This is a genomic window from Hyunsoonleella flava (genome assembly GCF_004310325.1).
Classification (GTDB): domain Bacteria; phylum Bacteroidota; class Bacteroidia; order Flavobacteriales; family Flavobacteriaceae; genus Jejuia; species Jejuia flava.
Map to the genome: position 1 here is coordinate 326994 of NZ_SIRT01000002.1, position 20274 is coordinate 347267.

A 20274-nucleotide genomic window follows, 5' to 3' on the forward strand; every position below is an offset into this window, starting at 1 on the left:
TCACCGAAAAATCTTCAAATGAGTTTCTTTAAGTTTCTGTTCAGCAAAACATTTTTAAAACAATTAGGTTTAGCCATTGTTGCCATTATTGTTTTATGCTTTATAATGTTAAAAGTGCTAAAATCAATGACCAATCATGGCGAATTTGAAACGGTGCCAGAACTTAAAGGCAAATCTATTAGTGTGGCAGAGATAGAATTAAACGAAAATAATTTGGTTATGCAAATTCAGGATTCAGCTAATTTTAATCCAGATTATCCAAAGTTTTCGGTAATCGATCAAGAACCGGCTGCGGGCACAAAAGTAAAAGAAGACCGAAAGATATACCTAACACTTAATCCGTCCGGCTATAGAAAAGTTGAAGTGCCAGATTTAAGAGAGCGTACCTTTAGACAAGCCGAACCTAATCTGGAAGCTTTAGGCTTTAAAGTGGGCAATATTACTTACGTGGATAACTTAGGAAAAGATATTGTACTGCAATTAAAATACAAGGGCAAGACATTAAATCCAGGCGAAAAGCTACCAAAAACATCTAAGATTGATTTGGTTTTGGGTAATGGAAATCGCCCTTAGCATTAGCACAAACTAGTGCAACATTATGGAAGAATACACGCCGCAATTACCCGAGGGAGATAATCTTCACGAGCACCACACATTTACTGTAGACAAGGGACAAGCACCACTACGTATTGATAAATATGTGATGAATTACATCGAAAATATCACACGTAGTAAAATTCAAAATGCAGCAAAAAATGGCGGTATTTTGGTAAATGGCGTACCCGTAAAATCCAATTATAAAGTAAGACCTAACGATCATATAAAAGTATTGTTTCCTCATCCAACTTATGAAGCACTTTTAATAGGAGAGGATATACCACTAGATATTTTGTATGAAGACGATGAACTGCTGGTGGTTAACAAACCTGCGGGATTGGTAGTGCACCCAGGCCATGGCAACTATTCGGGTACCTTGATTAACGGACTCATTTATCGCTTTGAAAATCTGCCAAATAATTCTAGCGAGCGTCCAGGATTGGTACATCGCATAGATAAAGACACGAGCGGTTTGTTGGTAGTTGCCAAAACCGAAAAAGCGATGGCACATTTATCTTTGCAATTTGCGGAAAAAACGAGCGAACGTGAATATGTGGCTTTAGTTTGGGGCAATGTGGAAGCGGATGAAGGCGTCATTGAAGGCAATATTGGACGTCACCCTAAAAACCGACTCCAAAACACTGTGTTTTTAGACGAAGAAGCCGAAAAAGGCAAACCCGCTGTGACGCATTATAAAGTGTTAGAGCGTTTGGGCTATGTTACTCTAGTGTCTTGCAAGTTAGAAACTGGGCGCACGCACCAAATACGTGTGCACATGAAACACATTGGGCATACCCTATTTAACGACGAACGTTACGGTGGTAACGCCATTCTAAAAGGCACCACATTTACAAAATACAAGCAATTTGTAGATAACTGTTTTAAAATTTTGCCAAGGCAAGCATTACATGCCAAAACTTTGGGTTTCAAGCATCCTAAAACCGGAGAATTTATGCGTTTTGAAACTCCTGTTCCTGAGGATATAGAGGCTTGTGTAGAGAAGTGGCGTGGGTATTCTAAGTTTTAGCGTGTTTGGTTTATGCCATTTGTCTGCATATTTCTTAGATTTTGATTAGTTTGCTAAAGGAATCGCAATACCAATTCCTAAGTTTAATCCAGACCAGCCCGTAGTTACTTTATTTCCATCACTATCCAATAAATGCGCCTCTTTCATATCTTCAAATTTTAATTTTCCACCGATGTAAAAATCGGCACCTAAAGTTGCTCGTAAAGTAATCACTTTTAAGGGGTATCTATATATCATTATAGCACCAGAACCAAAGTCAATAGATCTAAAATTCAACACATCATTATCAAAAGAATTAGCAATATTACTTTCACTTTTTACTATGAGCTTTGAACTGGTAATTAAACCTTTTACACCAAAAGATAGAGATCCTTTTTTGAATTGTTGAATATCAAATTCATAAATACCTCCAAAAGTATATCCTCTTAGCTCATCAGTAAGTCTAATATATCCAGAGAAATCAGCAACAGACGATTTTGCTCCTGCTACTTTATTCTGAAAGAAAAAAGAGGTTTTTATGCTGTTAATTTTAAATCCAATTGAGAATCCATAATTTATACCATAATTATCGGTAGTTTCGAACCCTTCAATTGTTAATTGTTCTGATAGGTCTTCATGGAATGTTTTTAGAGGTTGATGAGATAGTAAGCCGATACCAAAATCAGTAAAAATCTCAGAGTTTTGGGCGCTTACATTTAACGAGAACACTAGAAATATTACTAAACTAAAAATATATTTCATAAATATTTTTTAAAAATTATCGATGTAAATCCCTTTTGTGTGAAAAAGACGCTCATTCTGTAAGTACACAAAATGATCGCCACCTCCATTAATATGTTCATAATGAAAAGTTTCAAGGATATCTGAATTTATATCGAATATGCCGGCACCACCATTATTGATCAATAAAAGTTTTTCCGACACAGGATCATATTGCATTGATTTTTGGTAAGTTCCAAATTCAAAAGTTTTTTTAGTATTTGTGTTCAGGTCTGCAATTGAAAATTTACCTGAAAATTCTCCGCTATAGTGTGAATAAATAAGCCGATTCCCAACAACAATTAGCTTTGAAACGTAATCGTCTTCAATTATGTCTATTATCTTTGATAATTGATTCCCGTCAATCTCATAAATACCTCTGCCGTTTTCATCTGCTATAAAAATATATTTGGCATCGTCCGAAAGAACACTGCCGATTGAATTTCCAGAACGTATTATGGTATTGGTCTGTATGTTCTCAATGGTTGTATGGGTAGGAAAATATCCAGTACGGGTAATTACTATATTACCTCTAAAAACTTTTCTTATATCATTAGCACTACCCGTAACTTGTTTTATGATAGAGAGGTCGTCTTTATCAATCAAGTATGAACTATTAAAAGTGTCTACATAAAAATTCTGAGTTAATGGGTCTATATAAATGGATAAATGCCGCCCTAATGCTTCACTATTAGAAATATAATTTCTTCTAATAAATTCCATGTCTTTGGAATATTCATAAATATATAACTCATAGCCCTCAATATTTGATATACGGGCACCATTAACTAATATGTAATATTTTTCATTAGTTGTGTGATATACAATTCCTTTATAGTTTGGTACTCCAAAATTGAAAGAGCCAAATGTGTCTTCGTCTAATTTTGCGTTACGAAAAGAATAAATTTCATAACCACCCAAATTAACTTTGGGTTTAAAATTAATTGTATAATCAGAGCCAAAAATAAAAGGACGATCTACAACCATTTCGCCACCTGCACTTGAACCTAGAAAGCCTGATATTTGAAGATTTTCAAAATTTCCATATAATGGATGTGATGGCCATTTGATAATATAATCATTGAAACCATTGAACACAATTTTTGGTTCAAACCATTCAATATTATATTCTATTTCCTTACTTGATCCATAGTTGTCAGTATACTGATTTGTTAATAAAATTGAATATTCTGCTTTAGAGTAATAGTCATAAAATGGAGTGTTCCGATTACCCGTATGAAGCACTGTAGTTTTATCAATAAATTTTTTTTGGGAGAGAATTTCTGGGCTTAAGGGCACTTTTTGCTCTGATTCTTTAAATTTTATGCTTAAATATGCTTTTTCATAGTCATTACCATTCATTTCTCCCCATTTAACAGTAATACTCCCGTTTTCTATTTTAACTTCGGTAATTGGAGGAGGTGTTGAGGTTTTTCTGCGAACAACAAAATTAAACTCTTCGATTTTAGTTAAAACTTCTTGACCAAGTTGGTCGGCAATACTACCAGAACCAGAAAAAAAGGAATGTTCAAATCTAAGTTTATGAATGCCATCTTTATACCTAGCAGGATATAGGCTAAACCTGCCTGTTTCAGTTTCTGCATTCCATTCAGCTCCTATTTTTTCTCCATCTAAATATACAATAGATTCTGCTCTAAATGGATTAGAAGGCCCCTCAAAAGTATACGTCATTACTCTTTGAGAATTTATTGTATCACCATTTTTGAAGTTGCTAATAAGTATTGAGTTGTTTTTTGTTGAAGGCCTATCAATTTCATTAAGATTATCCTCAGAAAAATTATAGGAACAATTAAAACAAATTATGGTTAAAATTGAAAATAGTAAGACACTCTTTTTCATTCTGAAATTGTAGATTTTAAAATAATACAAGTTAAAACTACTCATACGTTTCTTACCAACCAACTCTTTTCTATTAAATAAACAATTATTAAGTTTTATGGTATGCTGTGGCATATAATATAATAAATAAGAACATTGTAAAATCTTATTAATACTGTAGTTAATAAATTTAAGCATTGATTTTAATCCTTCTTAAGTACCTGTAACTTTAAAAAATAAACACATGAAACTCTTATATCCCCAGCAAAATTTTTAGACTTTGTAACAAAATTGCCAACATCAAGACATACAGAACCTTAGTTTTTAAAACAGTCAGAGTATTTGAATAAATTACTTAAAAGAAATAAGTCAAAATTTTAGGATTTGAGCACCCTAAAACATTAGCGTTTATGCGTTTTGAAACACCTGTTCCTGAGGATATAGAGGCTTGTGTAGAGAAGTGGCGTAATTACTCTAAACATTCAGGATAACAACTATTCAATATTTATAGTTTTAAATGTTTAAGCAATTCTTTTATACCAAACTCAGGACTAGTAAATACCTCTTTATCTAAGTTTTGTAAATGGTTTTTTGCGCCAGCCATTGATGCTTGTGCTAGGAAAAATACATCAACTTCAGATGCTTTTTCAATAGTCTTTTTTGCAATGCCTTTGTTGTAGCTGTCTATATCGTCTTTTTCAAAAAGTTGCCATAACTCAGAACAATCAACGTCCACTATTTCAATAGCTTTTTTTGTTTCATGGGCTATCTTAAGCATCAAGTTTTCGCTTACTGTTTTTGTAGAGTTAGCAGTGTATACCAATCCTATTTTGGCATAATTATTTACCAAATAAGCTATGACAGGATAATCTATTCTGTAAACATCAGGATATTTATCACTTTCCGCGCCATACGTGGAACAGGTGCAAATAATAAGAGAAGGATTATCTTTTCTAATAGCTTCAATTTCTTTTTCAAACTGAACAGAATCTGTTACTCCAGTTTCTAAAGCACTATCCAATATGTTTTTGTTGACATAATGTTGTATGCCAATTTCAATATTTTGAGTTCTCACTAATGCTTCAAAAGTATCAATATGTGCTTTATTTGTGTGTAGAAATGCAATCATTTTACTGTGGTATTTTTGGATAAGTATATCTAATGTAAATTTAAATAGTTATAAGTTTAGATTATGACTTCATCACAAATAATAGTTAGCTTACACTACAATTGCTAAAAATGAATTGTAAATTTGAACTATTATAGAATGAACGTAAATAAATAAAATATAAAATGAAGTTAGTCATTTCTCCAGCAAAATCTTTGGACTTTGAAACAGAATTACCAACCTCAAAATATACTGAGCCTCAGTTTTTGAAACAATCGGAGCGTTTGAATAAACTACTCAAAAAGAAATCAGCTAAAAGTTTGTCAAAGCTTATGAGCATTTCGGATGCATTGGGTCAACTCAATTACGAGCGCAACCAATCTTGGGAGCTACCTTTTACAACTGATAATTCTCGGCCAGCAGTTTATGCATTTAATGGTGATGTATATCGTGGACTAGATGCCTACACTATTCCAGAAGAAAAATTAGATACATTACAAAATACAGTGCGTATTCTTTCTGGATTGTATGGTGTTTTAAAACCAACAGATTTAATTCAACCTTATCGCTTAGAAATGGGGACGAAATTACCTGTAGGTTCAAAAAAGAATTTATATGAATTTTGGAAAAAAGATATCACTAAGGCTTTAAATGAAGAGCTGGAAGACGATGAGCTATTTCTAAATTTGGCAAGTAACGAATACTTTAAAGCCATTGATAAAAAAGCGTTGAAAGTTCCTGTAATAACAGCTAATTTCAAGGACTTTAAGAACGGTACATATAAGGTTATTTCATTTTTTGCAAAAGAAGCGCGGGGCGCCATGGCTAGATATATTATCGATACAAATGCCCAAACCATAGAAGACTTAAAAGGTTTTAATTATATGGATTATGGTTTCAGCGAAGATATGTCTACCAATACCGATTTGGTTTTTATAAGGTAGGTTAGTTTCAGTTTTTTCGTTAAGTTTAAAACCTCAACCCATTCCAATTTAATACATGTGGTATTACCTAATAATTGCACTTCAGGGATTTTGTATTTATCATGCCATAAAGAATAGACGTCCGTATTATTGGATATTCATCATTTTCTTTTTGTCGCTTTTGGGTTGTATTATTTATATCATAACTCAAGTTTATAGTAAGCGCGACGCCGAAAAAATCAGTTCGGAGATTACCAATATTATCAATCCCACTAAGAAGATTAGAGACTTAGAGAAGCAAGTGGAGTTTTCAGATACGTATCAAAACAGGGTGAATCTGGCTGACGCACATTTGGAGAATAAAGATTACCAAAATGCCTTAAAACATTATCAAAATGCTTTGGATGGTAATTTTCAAAATGACTTTTATGTGATTAAAAATATGATTGAAGCCTATCATCATATCGAAGATTATAAAAGTGTGGTGTCTTATGGAGAACAAATAAAATCGCATCCAGAATTCAAAAAATCCAGAACACAGTTTTTGTATGGATTGGCGCTTGAAAAGGAAGGTGAGATTGCTAAGGCTGAAGAAAATTTAAAAGCGATAGATATCCGGTTTTCATTCTACAATGAACGTTTAGTTTATGCCAACTTTCTATTAAATATTAATAAGAAAGATGAAGCCAAAGAGATTTTAGAGTCCTTAATTTCTGAAGGACAACACATGACAAAACCGAATAAAAAGCTATATGGCACAACAATTTCCGAAGCTAAAAAGCTGTTGGAAGTTTTGTAGTTATTTGGCTTTAGCTTTTTTTTCTACACTTATTTTTTGCTCAACACTTGGTTTCTTTTTAATGCGAGGTCGTCTTGCACCAAAAGTACCTCTATTAATTTTACCGCGTTTTGTTTTTTTATCGCCTTTTCCCATTCAATTGTAATATTTGTCATTCCCACGGCTTGAGCTGAACTTGTTTCAGTAAGGCGGGAATCTTTATTAATTTTAATTTCAAGTTTAATCTACAAAAAATTAATCCCGAGAGCAAAAGATTAACACCTGATTAACGGTTAAATTTGTTATATCAGGAAAGACATAAAATGTTCAAACTTAAACATCCATATCCACCATTTATTCAAAATAATACCACAAAACTGATTGTTGGTACATTACCGCCACCTCGCTTTTCAACAGGAGCGCTTTTAGAAAAGGATGTTGATTTCTGTTACGGTAGTTATTACAATTCACTGTGGTTATTCATAGATAAAATTCATAATTTAAATTTACGATACGATAATTCAAATGAGGCTATTGCCCAACGCAAAGATTTTCTTATTGAAAATAAAATAGGTGTTTGTGATATTGTAGAAAGTGCAGAACGCGATAAAATTGATGCTTCAGATTTAGGTATGAAAAATATCAAACTCCGAGATATTATTGGCTATTTAAAGCAATATCCAAATATTGATACCTTACTATTTACAGGTGGAAATAGTAAAAACGGACCTGAATATTTCTTTAGAAAACATCTTAAAGATTATAATTTGAAGTTGGAGTTGATGAATAATGAAGTGCCGAGAATCCATCAATTCACGATACGTCACACTGAGCGCAGTCGAAGTGTCTCAAGAACGATAAAAACCGTTTCCCTTACCTCAGGTTCTGGTGCTGCAAATATTTCAATAAGTAGAATGCCACTTTACAAACAACTAAAGGCCAAAAACCCAGATTTTAATACGTTTGATTTTAGAGTGATGCAGTATCGGGAGTTCTTTTAGTACATTTAAAAAAAACCAACAGCTTCAAATTAATAAACACCTCTTATATGCTCATGCACTTTTTCGTCATAAAAATGTTTTAAATCTTGCATCAATTTTTCAGAAAGTTGCGGTAGGCTACTTGTTTTCGAATTTTGAATGACATGTTTTGTATTACTAGCTCCTGGAATAATGGTAGTAACCGCTTTATGGTCTAAAATCCATCTAAGCGATAAGTCTGCTAACGACATTTCATCAGGACATAAGCCTTTTAATTCCTCAGACAGTGTAACACCTGTTTTAAAGGGTAAACCCGCAAAGGTTTCACCAACGTTAAAGGCTTCGCCATTTTTGTTGTAATTTCTATGGTCGTTTTCTGGAAATTCTGTGTCCACATTAAATTTGCCACTAAGCAAACCACTAGCCAAAGGAAGCCTCACTATAATACCAACCTCTTTTTTAGCTGCTTGTGGTAATAACTCGGTAACCAATTTTTGTCTAAAAATATTAAAGATGACTTGTAGTGATTGCAAACCTTCTTGTTCTAAACATATGAGTCCTTGTGCTACACTTTCTACACTGGCACCAAAATGAGCTATTTTACCTTCTTGCTGTAATAATCTTAGCCAATTAAAAATAGCGCCATTTTCTAAAATTTCAGTGGGTATACAGTGCAACTGCAAGAGATCTATACAATCTACACCCAATCTTTTAAGTGATTTTTCAACACAGTTTCTTAAGGTTTGTTCTGTATAATTATTAGGATATACATCGGCAGTTCGTCCAAATTTGGTAGCCACTTTTATGTTATGAGATGATATTTTTAGAAACTCACCAATTAAAGTTTCGCTTCTTCCATCGCCATACACATCGGCAGTGTCAAAGAAATTTATTCCATTATTTACGGCTTCATTTAAAATATCAAATGCTTTTGTTTTGTCTATTTCGTTGCCCCAATCTGCACCTAATTGCCAGCATCCCAATCCAACTTCACTAACTTTAAATCCGTTATGCCCTAATTGTCTTTGTTTCATAATAAATTTTTGATTTACAAATTTAAGTATTTATAAATAGTCTTAAAATTAGATGTACCTTCGTGCCCTAATAGAAGAAGGAGGTAAAATGCATAATGTTTTGTTATCTCAAATGCTCGTTTGGAGTCTTCATAAACAAAATATATGTCATTTCAATCTTTAGGCTTATCCGAAGCCTTGCTAAAAGCAATTAGCAAAAAAGGATACACTACCCCTAGTCCCATTCAACAAAAAGCCATTCCACCAGTTTTAGAAGGCAAAGATGTATTAGCATCGGCACAAACAGGAACAGGAAAAACAGCAGGGTTTACGCTGCCACTTTTACACATACTTTCTGAAAACCCAAAGCAAAAATATAGACCCATTCGCGCTTTGATTTTAACGCCAACACGAGAACTAGCAGCACAAGTTTATGCTAATGTTAGAGAATATAGTGAGTTTTTAAACTTACGAAGTGCTGTAATTTTTGGCGGTGTTAATCAAAAGCCACAGGTTGCAACCATTCGTCAAGGTGTTGATGTTTTGGTTGCAACTCCTGGTCGTTTATTAGATTTACAAAACCAAGGTTTATTATCACTAAAGCGTGTTGAAATTTTTGTTTTAGATGAAGCCGATAGAATGTTAGATATGGGCTTTTTAAGAGATATTCAAAAGGTGATTAATTTGATGCCCGATAAACGTCAGAATTTGATGTTTTCGGCAACCTTTTCAAAAGATATCAAAAAATTAGCACATGGTATTTTAAATAATCCTATTCAAGTTGAAGCCACTCCTGAAAACACAACTGTTGAAGTAATTTCACAAAAAGTATATCGCGTAGCGAAAGCAAAAAAAACAGATTTAATTATAAAGTTAATCTCAGAAGGTAATTGGAAACAAGTTTTAGTGTTTACAAGAACGAAGCATGGTGCTAATCGTTTATGCGAAAAGATGGTAAAATCCGGAATTACTGCTGCAGCCATTCATGGGAATAAAAGCCAAGGTGCTAGAACAAAAGCCTTATCTGGTTTTAAAAGCGGACGTGTTCGTGTTTTAGTAGCAACAGATATTGCGGCGCGTGGATTAGATATTCCGTTATTGCCACATGTTATTAATTTTGAATTGCCTAATATTTCTGAAGACTATGTACACCGAATAGGTAGAACTGGTAGAGCAGGAGCTAACGGACAAGCATTATCTTTAGTAAGTGCAGATGAAACCTCTTTTTTAAAAGGTATTGAAAAATTAATAGGAGAAAAAATTGAGGTAGAAATTATAGAAGGCTTTGAGCCCGACCCTAATGCCTCTACTGAACCCATTAAGCAAGGCCAAAACAGGCAACACAGAAATAGACCAAGAAATTCTAATTCAAATAATTCTGGAAGACAAAGAAATAGAAATAATAAAAACAACGCTAAACGTCGTAATAATAGGAGAAATTAAGGTAAGTTGATATTGTCATTCCGAACGAAGCATGAGGAGGAATCTCATTGCTTTTGAGATTTCTCGTCGTTCGTGCCTCACTCTTTCGAAATGACAAGTCTCTATTATTTATAATATTATATTTAAAAATATATTGTATTAAAATCTAATGCAGCAGGTTCTAAAAGATAAAATTATTGAAGTTTGTAATACAAAGATAGCCGCCAAAGGCGAAAATGTAGGCTTATCGTTTTATGCGTTTTTCAAAAACAAAAATGATAACCCAGAGCTGTTAATGGAAGCAGTAATATGGTGGATAGAAACCCATAAGCTAGATCATTTTGAAAAGGCTGAAAAAATTAAGAATCTAGTTGAAAATTTATAGTGGCATCACAACCCAATAACCCATTACACGGCATAAAGCTAGAACAAATCATTAATGATTTAGTGGCGCATTATGGTTGGGAATATATGGGGTATCAAATAAAGATCAGGTGCTTTACACATGATCCTTCGGTAAAATCCAGTTTAAAATTTTTAAGACGAACACCATGGGCAAGAGCCAAAGTAGAGCAGTTGTATTTAAAAATGCTTCAAAACAAGAGGCACTAATCTAAAACCTTAATTTCAATATCCTTAAAGTTGATGCCTTGTCCTTCAGCTTGTAATCCAATATAGCCTTCGTTAAGAAGTGTGCCATCAATTTTAATACTTGGGTCAAAATCGCGTAATAATATATTACCGCCTATTTGTGGTTTACTATATTCTAGAACCTTTTTGCCATTTACAAAATGTTGTACTAAAGAGTCTTTGTAAACAATAAGTTCGCCATTAACCCACTCATCCCATTTATAATTTTTAGAAGATGATCTAACGCAATGCGAGTCGCTTATTTTATTATTAATCACAACATCAGTACCAGGAGAGCACATGTTTCCTGTTGGCCTTGGTTCATTTTCTTTAGCTTCAGCGAGTATTTGATATTCTACCGAGATAGGCCAATTTTGATCCTTAAGAATGGTTTTAGGGTCTTGAGTATGAAACATAACACCACTATTTCTATACGTAAAATGAGGGGCATCTTCCATCCACTGACTCGTAAATTGATATTTGAATTTTAAATGATAAGAAGAAAACGGTATTTTATAAAATAAGTGTCCATAACGCTCATCAAAATGTGTATAATTACCGTAATTTACCTGAATAGCACCTTCTGAAACTCTAAAGGTGTTTAAGTAGTTTACACCAGTTTCTTCTTTATAGAATTTAGGAACCCAACCATCTAGATTTTTACCATTAAATAAGGGCGTCCAACTATTTTCAGCTTGTGGGTTTTTATTTTTACAGTTAAAAAAAACTGTTGTTACGATAATGAGAGAAATAAATTTTAAATGCTTCATTCGTAAAAAATAGTAATTTAATTTTTTTGATAAAAATATATAATCTTAACTGAGAGTTATCAATCTAAAAGCGGTTTGCCAATATCATCAATCTCATCATTAATTTCGGGATTCTTCGGGTCTGGACCATATCGGTTTGCTCCATATTCTCCATCTGTACACATCAATACCAAATACCAAATACGACCAACTATTGGAATGAAGTTTATGAAAAAATAACCTCCACTTTTCCCTTGATCATGTAGGCGTCTTACATTTACTGCTAGCCATGGTATTAGAGTAGCTAGGGCAAAAACACCAATAATCATTGGGAACCATCCAATATCAATAAAATCCGATAGCACATAAGATAGCAGATTAATCGCAAAAACAGTGAGAAACCAAAATAGTACATACATCCAATACTCTTCTCGTCTTGCCCTACCTGAAAAGTTAGCATAATTATCAATTAAAACGGTTAAGTACCATTTCAAAACTCCTTTTCTTTTGTTATGCATTTAAGATACTATTTGTAAAAGTATCAATACTATCAACCCCATGTTTGGTAACATGCTTCACAAATGCACTACCAATAATAGCACCTTTAGCATATTTAGTAGCCTGGGTAAATGTTTCATTATTGCTAATACCAAAACCAATGACTTGTGGGTTGTTTAAATTCATATTACCAATGCGCTCAAAATACGCCGTTTGTTCTTCTCCAAATCCAGATTTAGCGCCAGTAGTACTCGCGCTACTTACCATATAAATAAAACCGTTTGATATAGAATCGATATAACGAATACGCTCATCGCTGGTTTGTGGTGTAATTAAAAACACATTAATCAACCCGTATTTTTCAAAAATAGCTTGGTATTTTTCATGATACACATCTACTGGTAAATCGGGGATAATCAACCCATCAATCCCTAATTCTTGGCATTTTTTACAAAACGCTTCCACACCATATTGAAACATTGGGTTAAAATAACCCATAATTATTAGTGGAATAGAAACCATCTCACGAATACCTTCCAACTGCTTAAAAAGCACCTCGGTAGTCATACCATTTTTTAAAGCAGCTGTAGAACTATCTTGTATCGTAGGGCCATCGGCCAATGGGTCGCTAAAAGGTAGTCCAATCTCAATCATATCCACACCATTTTTCTCTAAATCTTGGATTATGGAAACAGTATCGTTAATTTCTGGATAACCTGCTGTAAAATATATTGACAATAATTTTTTGTCTTCTTGTAGTTTTTGATTTATTCTGTTCATTTTCCTTTCTATGAATTTTAATCAATGTTCAAAACCCGCGTTAGGGATTGAGCGATTGTTGGAGCTCCTCGCAGAGAGCGACTCGTGAAAGCCCGACCCTTGTGGTAACGCCCAAATTTTAAATTTTAAAATAATCTATATAATTCTGTAAGTCTTTATCACCTCTACCCGATAAACTCATAACCACAACATCGTCTGGTTTAAAGGTTTTATGTTTGAAAATAGCAAATGCATGCGAGGTTTCTATAGCTGGAATAATACCTTCTAATTTGGATAATTCTAAGCCAGCTTCCATGGCATCACTATCGGTTATAGATAAAAATTCGGCACGCCCCGTTTTGGATAAATGCGCATGCATTGGGCCAACACCAGGGTAATCCAAACCTGCAGAAATAGAGTAAGGCTCTGTAATTTGTCCGTCTTTGGTTTGCATCAATAAGGTTTTACAACCGTGAATGATACCTTCTTTTCCTAAAACAGAAGTTGCAGCACTTTCGCCAGAATCAATACCTAAACCAGCAGCTTCTACGGCAATAATGCCAACATCGGGTTCATGTAAATAATGGTAATAGGTGCCAGCGGCGTTACTACCACCACCAATACAGGCTACCACATAATCGGGGTTTTCTCGTCCTTCTTGCTCACGTAGTTGCCATTTTATTTCCTCCGAAATTACGGCTTGAAAACGCGTTACCATATCTGGATACGGGTGTGGCCCAATAGCAGAACCAATAATGTAGTGTGTGTTTACGGGATTATTAATCCAATCGCGAATCGCTTCGTTAGTGGCATCTTTAAGTGTACGACTTCCAGATAGTGCTGGCACAACCTTGGCGCCTAACATTTTCATTCTGGCTACGTTTGGTGCTTGTCTTGCAATGTCTATTTCACCCATGTAAACAATACACTCCATACCCATTAATGCACAAACAGTGGCAGTGGCAACGCCGTGTTGTCCTGCTCCTGTTTCGGCAATAATTCTAGTTTTGCCTAAACGTTTAGCCATTAAAATCTGGCCGATGGTATTATTTATTTTGTGAGCTCCTGTGTGGTTTAAATCCTCACGTTTTAAATAGATTTTAGTATTATATTTTTCTGAAAGGCGTTTAGCAAAATATAGGGGAGAAGGGCGACCAACATAATCTTTTAAAAGCTTATCAAATTCCTTTTGAAACTCTGGTTCTGCCATTACTTTTAAATAGTTTTGGCGTAACTCTTCTACATTTGGGTATAGCATTTCTGGTATAAATGCTCCCCCAAATTCGCCATAATAACCTTTGTCGTCTACATTATAATTCATTGTTTTTTTATTGTGCAATTTGTTAATGAATTCTCTTAATATTGAACTGTTTTTTAATCCTGGTTCGGTTTCAAATTTACTATTTACATCAATAGCATAACAGTATTTTGAAGCATCGCTTTTTTGAAACGTCTTTATTGCTTCTATTTGATCAATCCCAATACCACCACTTAAAAAGAAGGGTTTTGTTGATGGGTAATCGTTTAGCAAGCTCCAATCAAAAGTATAGCCATTGCCACCAGGAAGTTTTCCTTTGGTATCGAACAAATAATAGTCACATACATTTTCGTAAGGTTCTAAAACTTCAAAGTTAAAGCCTTCTTTAACTGAAAATACTTTAATAATCTCAATGGGTCTAGATAACAAACTTGTAGAACGTAATATACTACAGAAATATGGCGATTCTTCGCCATGGAGTTGCACCGCATCAAGTTTAAATTCGTTAACTTTTTCAACAATGGTGCCTATTTCTGCATTTACAAAAACACCTGTTTTTTTAATATTGTCTGAAATATCGGGGATTTTAGTATCGAAATGGCGCGGTGTTTTTTCGTAAAATATAAATCCAAGATAATCTGGTTTTAAAGCCGCAATGCTTTCAATATTATCTTGGTATTTCATACCGCAAACTTTTAGTTTCATAGCTCTAAATTTTTTATAAATTGTGAAGCACTTTCTCCTGGATTATCTGTTTTCATAAAGTTTTCGCCAATTAAAAAGCCTTGATAACCGTATGGTTGTAGTTCTTTTATGGCTTCAATATTACTAATGCCACTTTCGGAAACTTTTACGAAATCATCTGGAATAATGGTGCTTAACGTTTTACTGGTTTCTAAACTTACCTCAAAGGTTTTTAGGTTTCTGTTATTCACTCCAAGCATGTCTAAACTTGGCATTACCGATTTATGTAATTCTTCTTCATTATGAACTTCTAAAAGCACATCGAGATTTAAGTTTTTAGCAAACTCTGAAAATTGTTTTATTTCATCTCTAGATAGTATTGCTGCAATTAAAAGAATGACATCAGCTCCGTAGGCTTTGGCTTCTAATAATTGGTATCGGTCTATGATGAACTCTTTACGTAATAAAGGTAAATTACAGCTGGCTCTTGCCGTTAATAAATCATCAAGTGAGCCTCCAAAATATTTGCCATCGGTTAATACTGACATACCGCAAACGCCTGCATCTTCATAACCTTTGGCTACATCTTGGACGTTTAGATTATTGTTGATGACTGATTTTGATGGTGAACGCCTTTTGTGTTCTGCAATAATGCCCGATGTACTGTTGCGTAAGTTATTCGCTAAAGATACAGTTGCTCTTTCAAATAAAACAGATTGTTCTAACTGTGAAACTGGAATTAAACCTTTTCTAAGCTCAACTTCTTTGCGTTTATCTAGTGTTATTTTATCTAGTATATTCATTTTTTCTACTTTACGTTCATTTTTTCTTGATAAAAAACGAACCAAAAAATTATATCAATCTGAGGAAATTGCTAAAGCACCATTCGCTTTCGGAATTACGCGCTTGATGCTGCGCATCGCGACTCCATTCCTTCTCTCTTTATTTCTGCAGATTGATGATTCGGACGTTGTCCGAACTCGGGTGTTGACTTTTTGTTATTTTCTTTTATGTTTCTCAAATTATTTTCTAATCTTTCTAGTTTCTAACCCTTGCTCAACTCAATCAATCTATCCAAACTCGCTTTTGCCTTACCAGAAAACAACGATTCCTTAGCCATTTCAAAACCTTCTTGATGCGATATTTGTTTGCTAGTTGCAATGGCTAATCCTGCATTGGCACATACTACATTGTTTTGGGCTTCGGTACCGTTTCCACTAATGATGTCTATAAATATTTTGGCTGCATCTTCAACCGTATCGCCTCCGTAAATGGAGTCTTGTTTTATTTTTGAAAGTCCTAAATCTTCTGGTGCAAACAATTTTTCAGAATGATTGGATATTATTTTAGCTTTTCCTGTTAATGAAATTTCATCATAGCCATCTAAGGCATAAACTATACTATAATTATGTCCTGAGTTTTGGTGCATAAAACTGTACAGTCTCAACACTTCTAAATTAAATACTCCAAGGACATGATTTTTTGGAAATGAAGGGTTTACTAATGGACCTAACATATTAAAAAAAGTTTTCACACCTAACTCTCTTCTAATAGGTGCAACGTTTTTCATAGCAGGATGAAACAATGGTGCGTGTAATATGCAAATTCCAGCTTGCTCTAAACAACGTTTTAAAAAGGCTTCATCGTTTGAAAATTTTACACCTAGATTTTCCATAACATTGGATGAACCCGATGTTGATGATACACCATAATTTCCATGCTTAGACACATGTACACCAGCACCTGCTGTAATAAAAGATGATAGTGTAGAAATGTTAAATGTGTTTTTACCATCACCGCCTGTACCAACAATATCGATAGCATTAAAGTCGCTTAAATCTATAGCAAGACAAAGCTCTAAGAGTGCATTTCTAAATCCAGTTAGTTCTTCAATAGTAATGCTACGCATCATAAATACTGAGAGAAAACATGCTATTTGGCTAGGGTTGTACATATCGTTGGATATGTTAACAATAACTTGTTTAGCCTCTTCTGTAGAGATAGTTTCGTGATTAATTAATCTGTTAAGTATGTCTTTCATTTTTACTATTGACTAATTATTAACCCAATTTTCTAAAATCTTTTTACCATCTGGTGTTAAAACAGATTCAGGGTGGTATTGTACACCTCTAACATCATATACTTTGTGTCTTAGTGACATGACCTGTCCGTTTGCATCAAAAGAGGTAGCTTCTAAACTGTCTGGTAATTCTGAATTTACAACCCAAGAATGGTAACGACCAACTTCTATGTTTTTGTCTAAATCGTTAAAAATATATTCATCATGTACACATATAGTTACATTGGTTGCAACGCCATGATATACATCATCTAAATTTACTAACGAACCGCCAAATACTTCGCCAATGGCTTGCTGGCCTAAGCATACCCCAAAAATACTTTTGGTGGCAGCGTATTTTTCAATAATAGCTTTTAGTAAACCTGCTTCATCTGGAATTCCTGGACCAGGCGATAACACAATCTTATCAAAAGGTTCAACATCCTCTAAAGCTAATTTGTCGTTTCTTACTACGGTGACGTCACAGTTTAAATCTTCTAAATAATGAACAAGATTGTATGTGAAACTGTCGTAATTATCTATAACTAATACTTTTTTCATCTTAAATATCTTCTGCTAATTGAATAGCTTTTGTTAAGGCGCCTAGTTTATTATATACTTCTTGCAATTCGTTTTCTTGGTTTGATTTTGATACCAAACCTGCGCCGGCTTGCCAGAACAATTTGTAATCTTTACTTAAAAATGTACGTATCATGATGGCGTGGTTAAAATTCCCTTCGAAATCCATGAAGCCAATGGCGCCGCCGTAAAAGGCGCGACTTGTTTTTTCGTAATCTTCTATAAGTTGCATGGCCCTGTGTTTTGGCGCGCCACTTAATGTGCCTGCTGGAAAGGTGTCTGCCACAACCTGCATGGTTGAGGTAGTATTATGCTTTTGCCCTGTAACTTTACTTACCAAATGGATAACATGCGAGAAGAACTGCACCTTGCGATAGGTTTCTACTTTTACTTGGCTGCCGTGGCGACTTAAATCGTTTCTGGCCAAATCGACAAGCATAACGTGTTCTGCATTTTCCTTATCGTCGTTTTTTAAATTTTCGGCTAAAATCTCGTCTTTTTCGTAATCGCCTGTTCTTTTATATGTTCCGGCAATGGGATGAATTTCTGCTAAACCATCTTCTACGATTAATTGTGCTTCGGGCGAGCTGCCAAAGATTTTAAAATCACCATAATCAAAATAAAATAGGTATGGCGATGGGTTTATGCTTCTAAGGGCGCGGTAAATATTAAATTCGTCGCCTGTAAATTCTTGAGAAAAACGTCTGGATAATACGAGTTGAAATACGTCTCCACGTTGGCAATGTTTTCTGGCTACTTCTACGTTTGCTCTAAATTCGTCGTCGGTTAAATTAGATTTTATATCGCCTTTTGCATTAAACTTATATGACGCAAAATTTTGCACATTAATGAGTTTATCAATTTCATCAATATTATTTTCAACACCTTCATAACAATGCGCAAAAATATAGGCTTCGTTTTTAAAATGGTTTATGGCGATGATGTTTTGATACACTGCATAATATATGTCTGGAATGACTACAGAATCGTCTTTTTTACTGATTTGAACATCTTCAAAATAGCGTACCGCATCATAAGCGGTGTAACCGAATATACCATTGTTGATGAATTTGAAATTTTCTTCAGATTTTGTGTCAAACTTTTTTGTGAAATTATAAATTTCATCAACTACATTTATATCATCTGTAATTTCAATAGACTTAGAACTTCCATCAGGAAATGTTTCTGAAATCACTTCATTTTCAACCTTAATTGTAGCAATGGGGTTGAAACAGATATATGAAAAGTTTTTTTGACTTTTATGATAATCGCCACTTTCTAATAAAATACTATTGGGGTATTTGTCACGAATTTTATAATATACTGTAACGGGTGTAATAGTATCTGTAAGGATACGTTTGTGGTGTGTATATAGGCTGTATTTTTTCATAAATTAGTTACTGTCTTTTCCGCGAAGGCGGAAATTTTTTTGTTTTATTATATAAAGAAATGTGATAAATCATTCCAATGTGGATTTAAATCGTTAATAAGGTTTATTTTCCATTGCCTATTCCATTTCTTTATTTGCTTTTCTCTTTTTATTGCTTCTCCAGCAGTTTCAAAATTTTCATAATAAACCAATACATCTAGTCTATGTTTATTTGCAAACCCTCTGGTGTATTTCTTTTTATATTGAGTTAGTCTTTGTTTTATATTTCCTGTCATTCCTAGATACAAAATGCCATCCTTTTTATTTGTTATAATGTATATATAACATGTTTTATCGTTAAACATTGAACGAACGAACCTCATGATTTCCGCCTTCGCGGAAATGACACTATTTTTACACAAAAAAGGCTTGTCGTGAATGACAAGCCTTTTCGATATTTTAAGATTTAAATATACTAGGATTTTACTTCACGAATGTTAGTTTCGAAAGCACCACCACCAAGTATTATTTAAACTTTTATTCATTTTTCTTTATTTATGGCTCAAATATAAAAATGAAAATATAATTACGCAATTGTTTGCCGCTTTTTTTAAACAAAAAAACTACCATATTTCTATGGTAGTTTTAGAGATTATTAAGTGTTGAGAGAGTTAGTTCGCTATTAACCTTATTTTACTTAATAATCTAATTAGTTCGGTAGCTTCTTTATCTGTTAAAGAATTTACCATGTTTACTTCACTGCTATCAATCAATGTATCAATACTCTTTAGAAAAGCCAACCCCTCTGTTGTTATTTTGATATCAATTTTTCTTCTATTAGTTTTATTTATTCGCTTTTTTACTAGTCCTTTCTTAATAAGCTTATCAACCAATCTCGTGGTATTGCTCATCTTGCTGATCATCCTGTCCTGTACAACACTTAAAGATGCTGGATTGCCTTTTTGCCCTCTTAAAATTCGCAAAACGTTGAATTGTTGTAATGAAATATCATAAGGTTTCAGTACTTTATTCAGTTCGCCATTTATCTTTCCAGATGTGTACAAGAGATTGACGATAACACTTTTTGATAGTGGGATATCAGCATTTAATTTTAAGATATCTTCAATCCTCATACAATAACTGTTGTATATACAAATGTAGGTAAAATTATCGACTTAAAGTTTTATTGTTTAAATATTTGTTAAACCCTAAGTTGCTAAGGATGTAATGTTTAATTTTATAT

At 33.8% G+C, this 20274-nt stretch carries 23 protein-coding genes and 1 pseudogene; 8 read left to right on the forward strand and 16 right to left on the reverse strand.

The features are described 5' to 3' along the window. The first annotated feature begins 18 nt into the window (after positions 1 to 18). Complete coding sequence (locus tag EYD45_RS04660; protein WP_130963190.1) at positions 19 to 573, forward strand: PASTA domain-containing protein; 555 nt, start codon at positions 19 to 21, stop codon at positions 571 to 573. A 25-nt stretch (positions 574 to 598) separates the two neighbouring features. Next, complete coding sequence (locus EYD45_RS04665) at positions 599 to 1624, forward strand: RluA family pseudouridine synthase (protein ID WP_130963191.1); 1026 nt, start codon at positions 599 to 601, stop codon at positions 1622 to 1624. Between the two features lie 45 nt (positions 1625 to 1669). Here EYD45_RS04665 and EYD45_RS04670 read toward each other — a convergent pair whose 3' ends face one another. From EYD45_RS04670 to EYD45_RS04685, 3 genes are all read right to left on the reverse strand, one after another. Further along, a complete protein-coding gene (locus tag EYD45_RS04670; RefSeq protein ID WP_130963192.1) occupies positions 1670 to 2365 on the reverse strand; it encodes a hypothetical protein in 696 nt (231 codons plus the stop codon). A 9-nt stretch (positions 2366 to 2374) separates the two neighbouring features. Next, on the reverse strand, positions 2375 to 4243 hold the full coding sequence (locus EYD45_RS04675) for a hypothetical protein (protein WP_130963193.1): 1869 nt from the start codon (positions 4241 to 4243) through the stop codon (positions 2375 to 2377). A 484-nt stretch (positions 4244 to 4727) separates the two neighbouring features. Then, positions 4728 to 5351: a hypothetical protein gene (locus tag EYD45_RS04685; RefSeq protein WP_130963194.1), complete on the reverse strand. Its 624-nt coding sequence runs from the start codon at positions 5349 to 5351 to the stop codon at positions 4728 to 4730. A gap of 164 nt (positions 5352 to 5515) precedes the next feature. Between EYD45_RS04685 and yaaA the strand changes: the two genes are divergently transcribed. Beyond that, complete coding sequence (gene yaaA, locus EYD45_RS04690; RefSeq protein WP_130963195.1) at positions 5516 to 6274, forward strand: peroxide stress protein YaaA; 759 nt, start codon at positions 5516 to 5518, stop codon at positions 6272 to 6274. 55 nt (positions 6275 to 6329) lie between these two features. Next, complete coding sequence (locus EYD45_RS04695; RefSeq protein ID WP_130963196.1) at positions 6330 to 7052, forward strand: TRAFs-binding domain-containing protein; 723 nt, start codon at positions 6330 to 6332, stop codon at positions 7050 to 7052. On the opposite strand, the gene EYD45_RS04700 is transcribed toward EYD45_RS04695, so the two are convergent. Next, positions 7053 to 7187 (reverse strand): 30S ribosomal protein THX, encoded by a 135-nt coding sequence (locus tag EYD45_RS04700; RefSeq protein WP_130963197.1) that lies wholly within the window; start codon positions 7185 to 7187, stop codon positions 7053 to 7055. A 167-nt stretch (positions 7188 to 7354) separates the two neighbouring features. Between EYD45_RS04700 and EYD45_RS04705 the strand changes: the two genes are divergently transcribed. Continuing rightward, positions 7355 to 8032: a uracil-DNA glycosylase family protein gene (locus EYD45_RS04705; protein WP_130963198.1), complete on the forward strand. Its 678-nt coding sequence runs from the start codon at positions 7355 to 7357 to the stop codon at positions 8030 to 8032. Positions 8033 to 8061: 29 nt separating this feature from the next. Here the strand turns inward: EYD45_RS04705 and EYD45_RS04710 are convergent, their stop codons facing one another. Beyond that, a complete protein-coding gene (locus EYD45_RS04710) occupies positions 8062 to 9045 on the reverse strand; it encodes an aldo/keto reductase (protein WP_130963199.1) in 984 nt (327 codons plus the stop codon). Between the two features lie 144 nt (positions 9046 to 9189). On the opposite strand from EYD45_RS04710, the gene EYD45_RS04715 reads away from it, so the two are divergent. From EYD45_RS04715 to EYD45_RS04725, 3 genes are all read left to right on the forward strand, one after another. Beyond that, entirely contained in the window at positions 9190 to 10467 is a 1278-nt protein-coding gene (locus EYD45_RS04715) for a DEAD/DEAH box helicase (RefSeq protein ID WP_130963200.1), read from the forward strand. A gap of 148 nt (positions 10468 to 10615) precedes the next feature. After that, positions 10616 to 10831, forward strand: a complete 216-nt coding sequence (locus tag EYD45_RS04720) for a DUF6500 family protein (protein WP_130963201.1) — start codon at positions 10616 to 10618, stop codon at positions 10829 to 10831. Continuing rightward, positions 10831 to 11058, forward strand: a complete 228-nt coding sequence (locus EYD45_RS04725; RefSeq protein WP_207303289.1) for a VF530 family protein — start codon at positions 10831 to 10833, stop codon at positions 11056 to 11058. Before EYD45_RS04720 ends, EYD45_RS04725 begins: the two co-directional genes overlap by 1 nt. Here EYD45_RS04725 and EYD45_RS04730 read toward each other — a convergent pair. From EYD45_RS04730 to EYD45_RS04775, 11 genes and pseudogenes are all read right to left on the reverse strand, one after another. Beyond that, positions 11055 to 11846, reverse strand: coding sequence for a 3-keto-disaccharide hydrolase (locus EYD45_RS04730; protein ID WP_130963203.1), 792 nt, complete (start codon positions 11844 to 11846; stop codon positions 11055 to 11057). The genes EYD45_RS04725 and EYD45_RS04730 overlap by 4 nt on opposite strands. Positions 11847 to 11905: 59 nt before the next feature. Further along, on the reverse strand, positions 11906 to 12343 hold the full coding sequence (locus EYD45_RS04735) for a DUF805 domain-containing protein (RefSeq protein ID WP_233702525.1): 438 nt from the start codon (positions 12341 to 12343) through the stop codon (positions 11906 to 11908). Further along, a complete protein-coding gene (trpA, locus tag EYD45_RS04740) occupies positions 12336 to 13103 on the reverse strand; it encodes a tryptophan synthase subunit alpha (RefSeq protein WP_130963204.1) in 768 nt (255 codons plus the stop codon). The genes EYD45_RS04735 and trpA overlap by 8 nt, the downstream gene beginning before the upstream one ends. Positions 13104 to 13221: 118 nt before the next feature. Continuing rightward, complete coding sequence (gene trpB / locus EYD45_RS17065) at positions 13222 to 14403, reverse strand: tryptophan synthase subunit beta (protein WP_317127927.1); 1182 nt, start codon at positions 14401 to 14403, stop codon at positions 13222 to 13224. 33 nt (positions 14404 to 14436) lie between these two features. Continuing rightward, positions 14437 to 15045: pseudogene (locus EYD45_RS17070) on the reverse strand (phosphoribosylanthranilate isomerase); the annotation flags it as partial. After that, a complete protein-coding gene (gene trpC, locus EYD45_RS04750) occupies positions 15042 to 15827 on the reverse strand; it encodes an indole-3-glycerol phosphate synthase TrpC (RefSeq protein WP_130963205.1) in 786 nt (261 codons plus the stop codon). The gene trpC and the pseudogene EYD45_RS17070, both read right to left, overlap by 4 nt. Positions 15828 to 16069: 242 nt before the next feature. After that, the gene (gene trpD / locus EYD45_RS04755; protein ID WP_130963206.1) at positions 16070 to 17065 is read right to left on the reverse strand and encodes an anthranilate phosphoribosyltransferase; all 996 of its coding nucleotides are present in this window, start codon (positions 17063 to 17065) and stop codon (positions 16070 to 16072) included. Positions 17066 to 17077: 12 nt separating this feature from the next. Further along, a complete protein-coding gene (locus tag EYD45_RS04760) occupies positions 17078 to 17644 on the reverse strand; it encodes an anthranilate synthase component II (RefSeq protein ID WP_130963207.1) in 567 nt (188 codons plus the stop codon). 1 nt (position 17645) lies between these two features. Further along, the gene (locus tag EYD45_RS04765) at positions 17646 to 19052 is read right to left on the reverse strand and encodes an anthranilate synthase component I family protein (RefSeq protein WP_130963208.1); all 1407 of its coding nucleotides are present in this window, start codon (positions 19050 to 19052) and stop codon (positions 17646 to 17648) included. Between the two features lie 47 nt (positions 19053 to 19099). Then, positions 19100 to 19414, reverse strand: coding sequence for a GIY-YIG nuclease family protein (locus EYD45_RS04770; RefSeq protein WP_317127925.1), 315 nt, complete (start codon positions 19412 to 19414; stop codon positions 19100 to 19102). Between the two features lie 288 nt (positions 19415 to 19702). Continuing rightward, positions 19703 to 20164, reverse strand: a complete 462-nt coding sequence (locus tag EYD45_RS04775) for a MarR family winged helix-turn-helix transcriptional regulator (RefSeq protein ID WP_130963209.1) — start codon at positions 20162 to 20164, stop codon at positions 19703 to 19705. Between the last annotated feature and the right edge of the window lie 110 nt (positions 20165 to 20274).

What these genes read in the sequence shown, in the direction of transcription:
- EYD45_RS04660 (WP_130963190.1), top strand. Translation starts at nt 19, where the DNA reads ATGAGTTTCTTTAAGTTTCTGTTCAGCAAAACATTTTTAAAACAATTA.
- EYD45_RS04665 (WP_130963191.1), top strand. Translation starts at nt 599, where the DNA reads ATGGAAGAATACACGCCGCAATTACCCGAGGGAGATAATCTTCACGAG.
- EYD45_RS04670 (WP_130963192.1), bottom strand. Translation starts at nt 2,365, where the DNA reads ATGAAATATATTTTTAGTTTAGTAATATTTCTAGTGTTCTCGTTAAAT.
- EYD45_RS04675 (WP_130963193.1), bottom strand. Translation starts at nt 4,243, where the DNA reads ATGAAAAAGAGTGTCTTACTATTTTCAATTTTAACCATAATTTGTTTT.
- EYD45_RS04685 (WP_130963194.1), bottom strand. Translation starts at nt 5,351, where the DNA reads ATGATTGCATTTCTACACACAAATAAAGCACATATTGATACTTTTGAA.
- yaaA (WP_130963195.1), top strand. Translation starts at nt 5,516, where the DNA reads ATGAAGTTAGTCATTTCTCCAGCAAAATCTTTGGACTTTGAAACAGAA.
- EYD45_RS04695 (WP_130963196.1), top strand. Translation starts at nt 6,330, where the DNA reads ATGTGGTATTACCTAATAATTGCACTTCAGGGATTTTGTATTTATCAT.
- EYD45_RS04700 (WP_130963197.1), bottom strand. Translation starts at nt 7,187, where the DNA reads ATGGGAAAAGGCGATAAAAAAACAAAACGCGGTAAAATTAATAGAGGT.
- EYD45_RS04705 (WP_130963198.1), top strand. Translation starts at nt 7,355, where the DNA reads ATGTTCAAACTTAAACATCCATATCCACCATTTATTCAAAATAATACC.
- EYD45_RS04710 (WP_130963199.1), bottom strand. Translation starts at nt 9,045, where the DNA reads ATGAAACAAAGACAATTAGGGCATAACGGATTTAAAGTTAGTGAAGTT.
- EYD45_RS04715 (WP_130963200.1), top strand. Translation starts at nt 9,190, where the DNA reads ATGTCATTTCAATCTTTAGGCTTATCCGAAGCCTTGCTAAAAGCAATT.
- EYD45_RS04720 (WP_130963201.1), top strand. Translation starts at nt 10,616, where the DNA reads ATGCAGCAGGTTCTAAAAGATAAAATTATTGAAGTTTGTAATACAAAG.
- EYD45_RS04730 (WP_130963203.1), bottom strand. Translation starts at nt 11,846, where the DNA reads ATGAAGCATTTAAAATTTATTTCTCTCATTATCGTAACAACAGTTTTT.
- EYD45_RS04735 (WP_233702525.1), bottom strand. Translation starts at nt 12,343, where the DNA reads ATGCATAACAAAAGAAAAGGAGTTTTGAAATGGTACTTAACCGTTTTA.
- trpA (WP_130963204.1), bottom strand. Translation starts at nt 13,103, where the DNA reads ATGAACAGAATAAATCAAAAACTACAAGAAGACAAAAAATTATTGTCA.
- trpB (WP_317127927.1), bottom strand. Translation starts at nt 14,403, where the DNA reads ATGAATTATAATGTAGACGACAAAGGTTATTATGGCGAATTTGGGGGA.
- trpC (WP_130963205.1), bottom strand. Translation starts at nt 15,827, where the DNA reads ATGAATATACTAGATAAAATAACACTAGATAAACGCAAAGAAGTTGAG.
- trpD (WP_130963206.1), bottom strand. Translation starts at nt 17,065, where the DNA reads ATGAAAGACATACTTAACAGATTAATTAATCACGAAACTATCTCTACA.
- EYD45_RS04760 (WP_130963207.1), bottom strand. Translation starts at nt 17,644, where the DNA reads ATGAAAAAAGTATTAGTTATAGATAATTACGACAGTTTCACATACAAT.
- EYD45_RS04765 (WP_130963208.1), bottom strand. Translation starts at nt 19,052, where the DNA reads ATGAAAAAATACAGCCTATATACACACCACAAACGTATCCTTACAGAT.
- EYD45_RS04770 (WP_317127925.1), bottom strand. Translation starts at nt 19,414, where the DNA reads ATGAGGTTCGTTCGTTCAATGTTTAACGATAAAACATGTTATATATAC.
- EYD45_RS04775 (WP_130963209.1), bottom strand. Translation starts at nt 20,164, where the DNA reads ATGAGGATTGAAGATATCTTAAAATTAAATGCTGATATCCCACTATCA.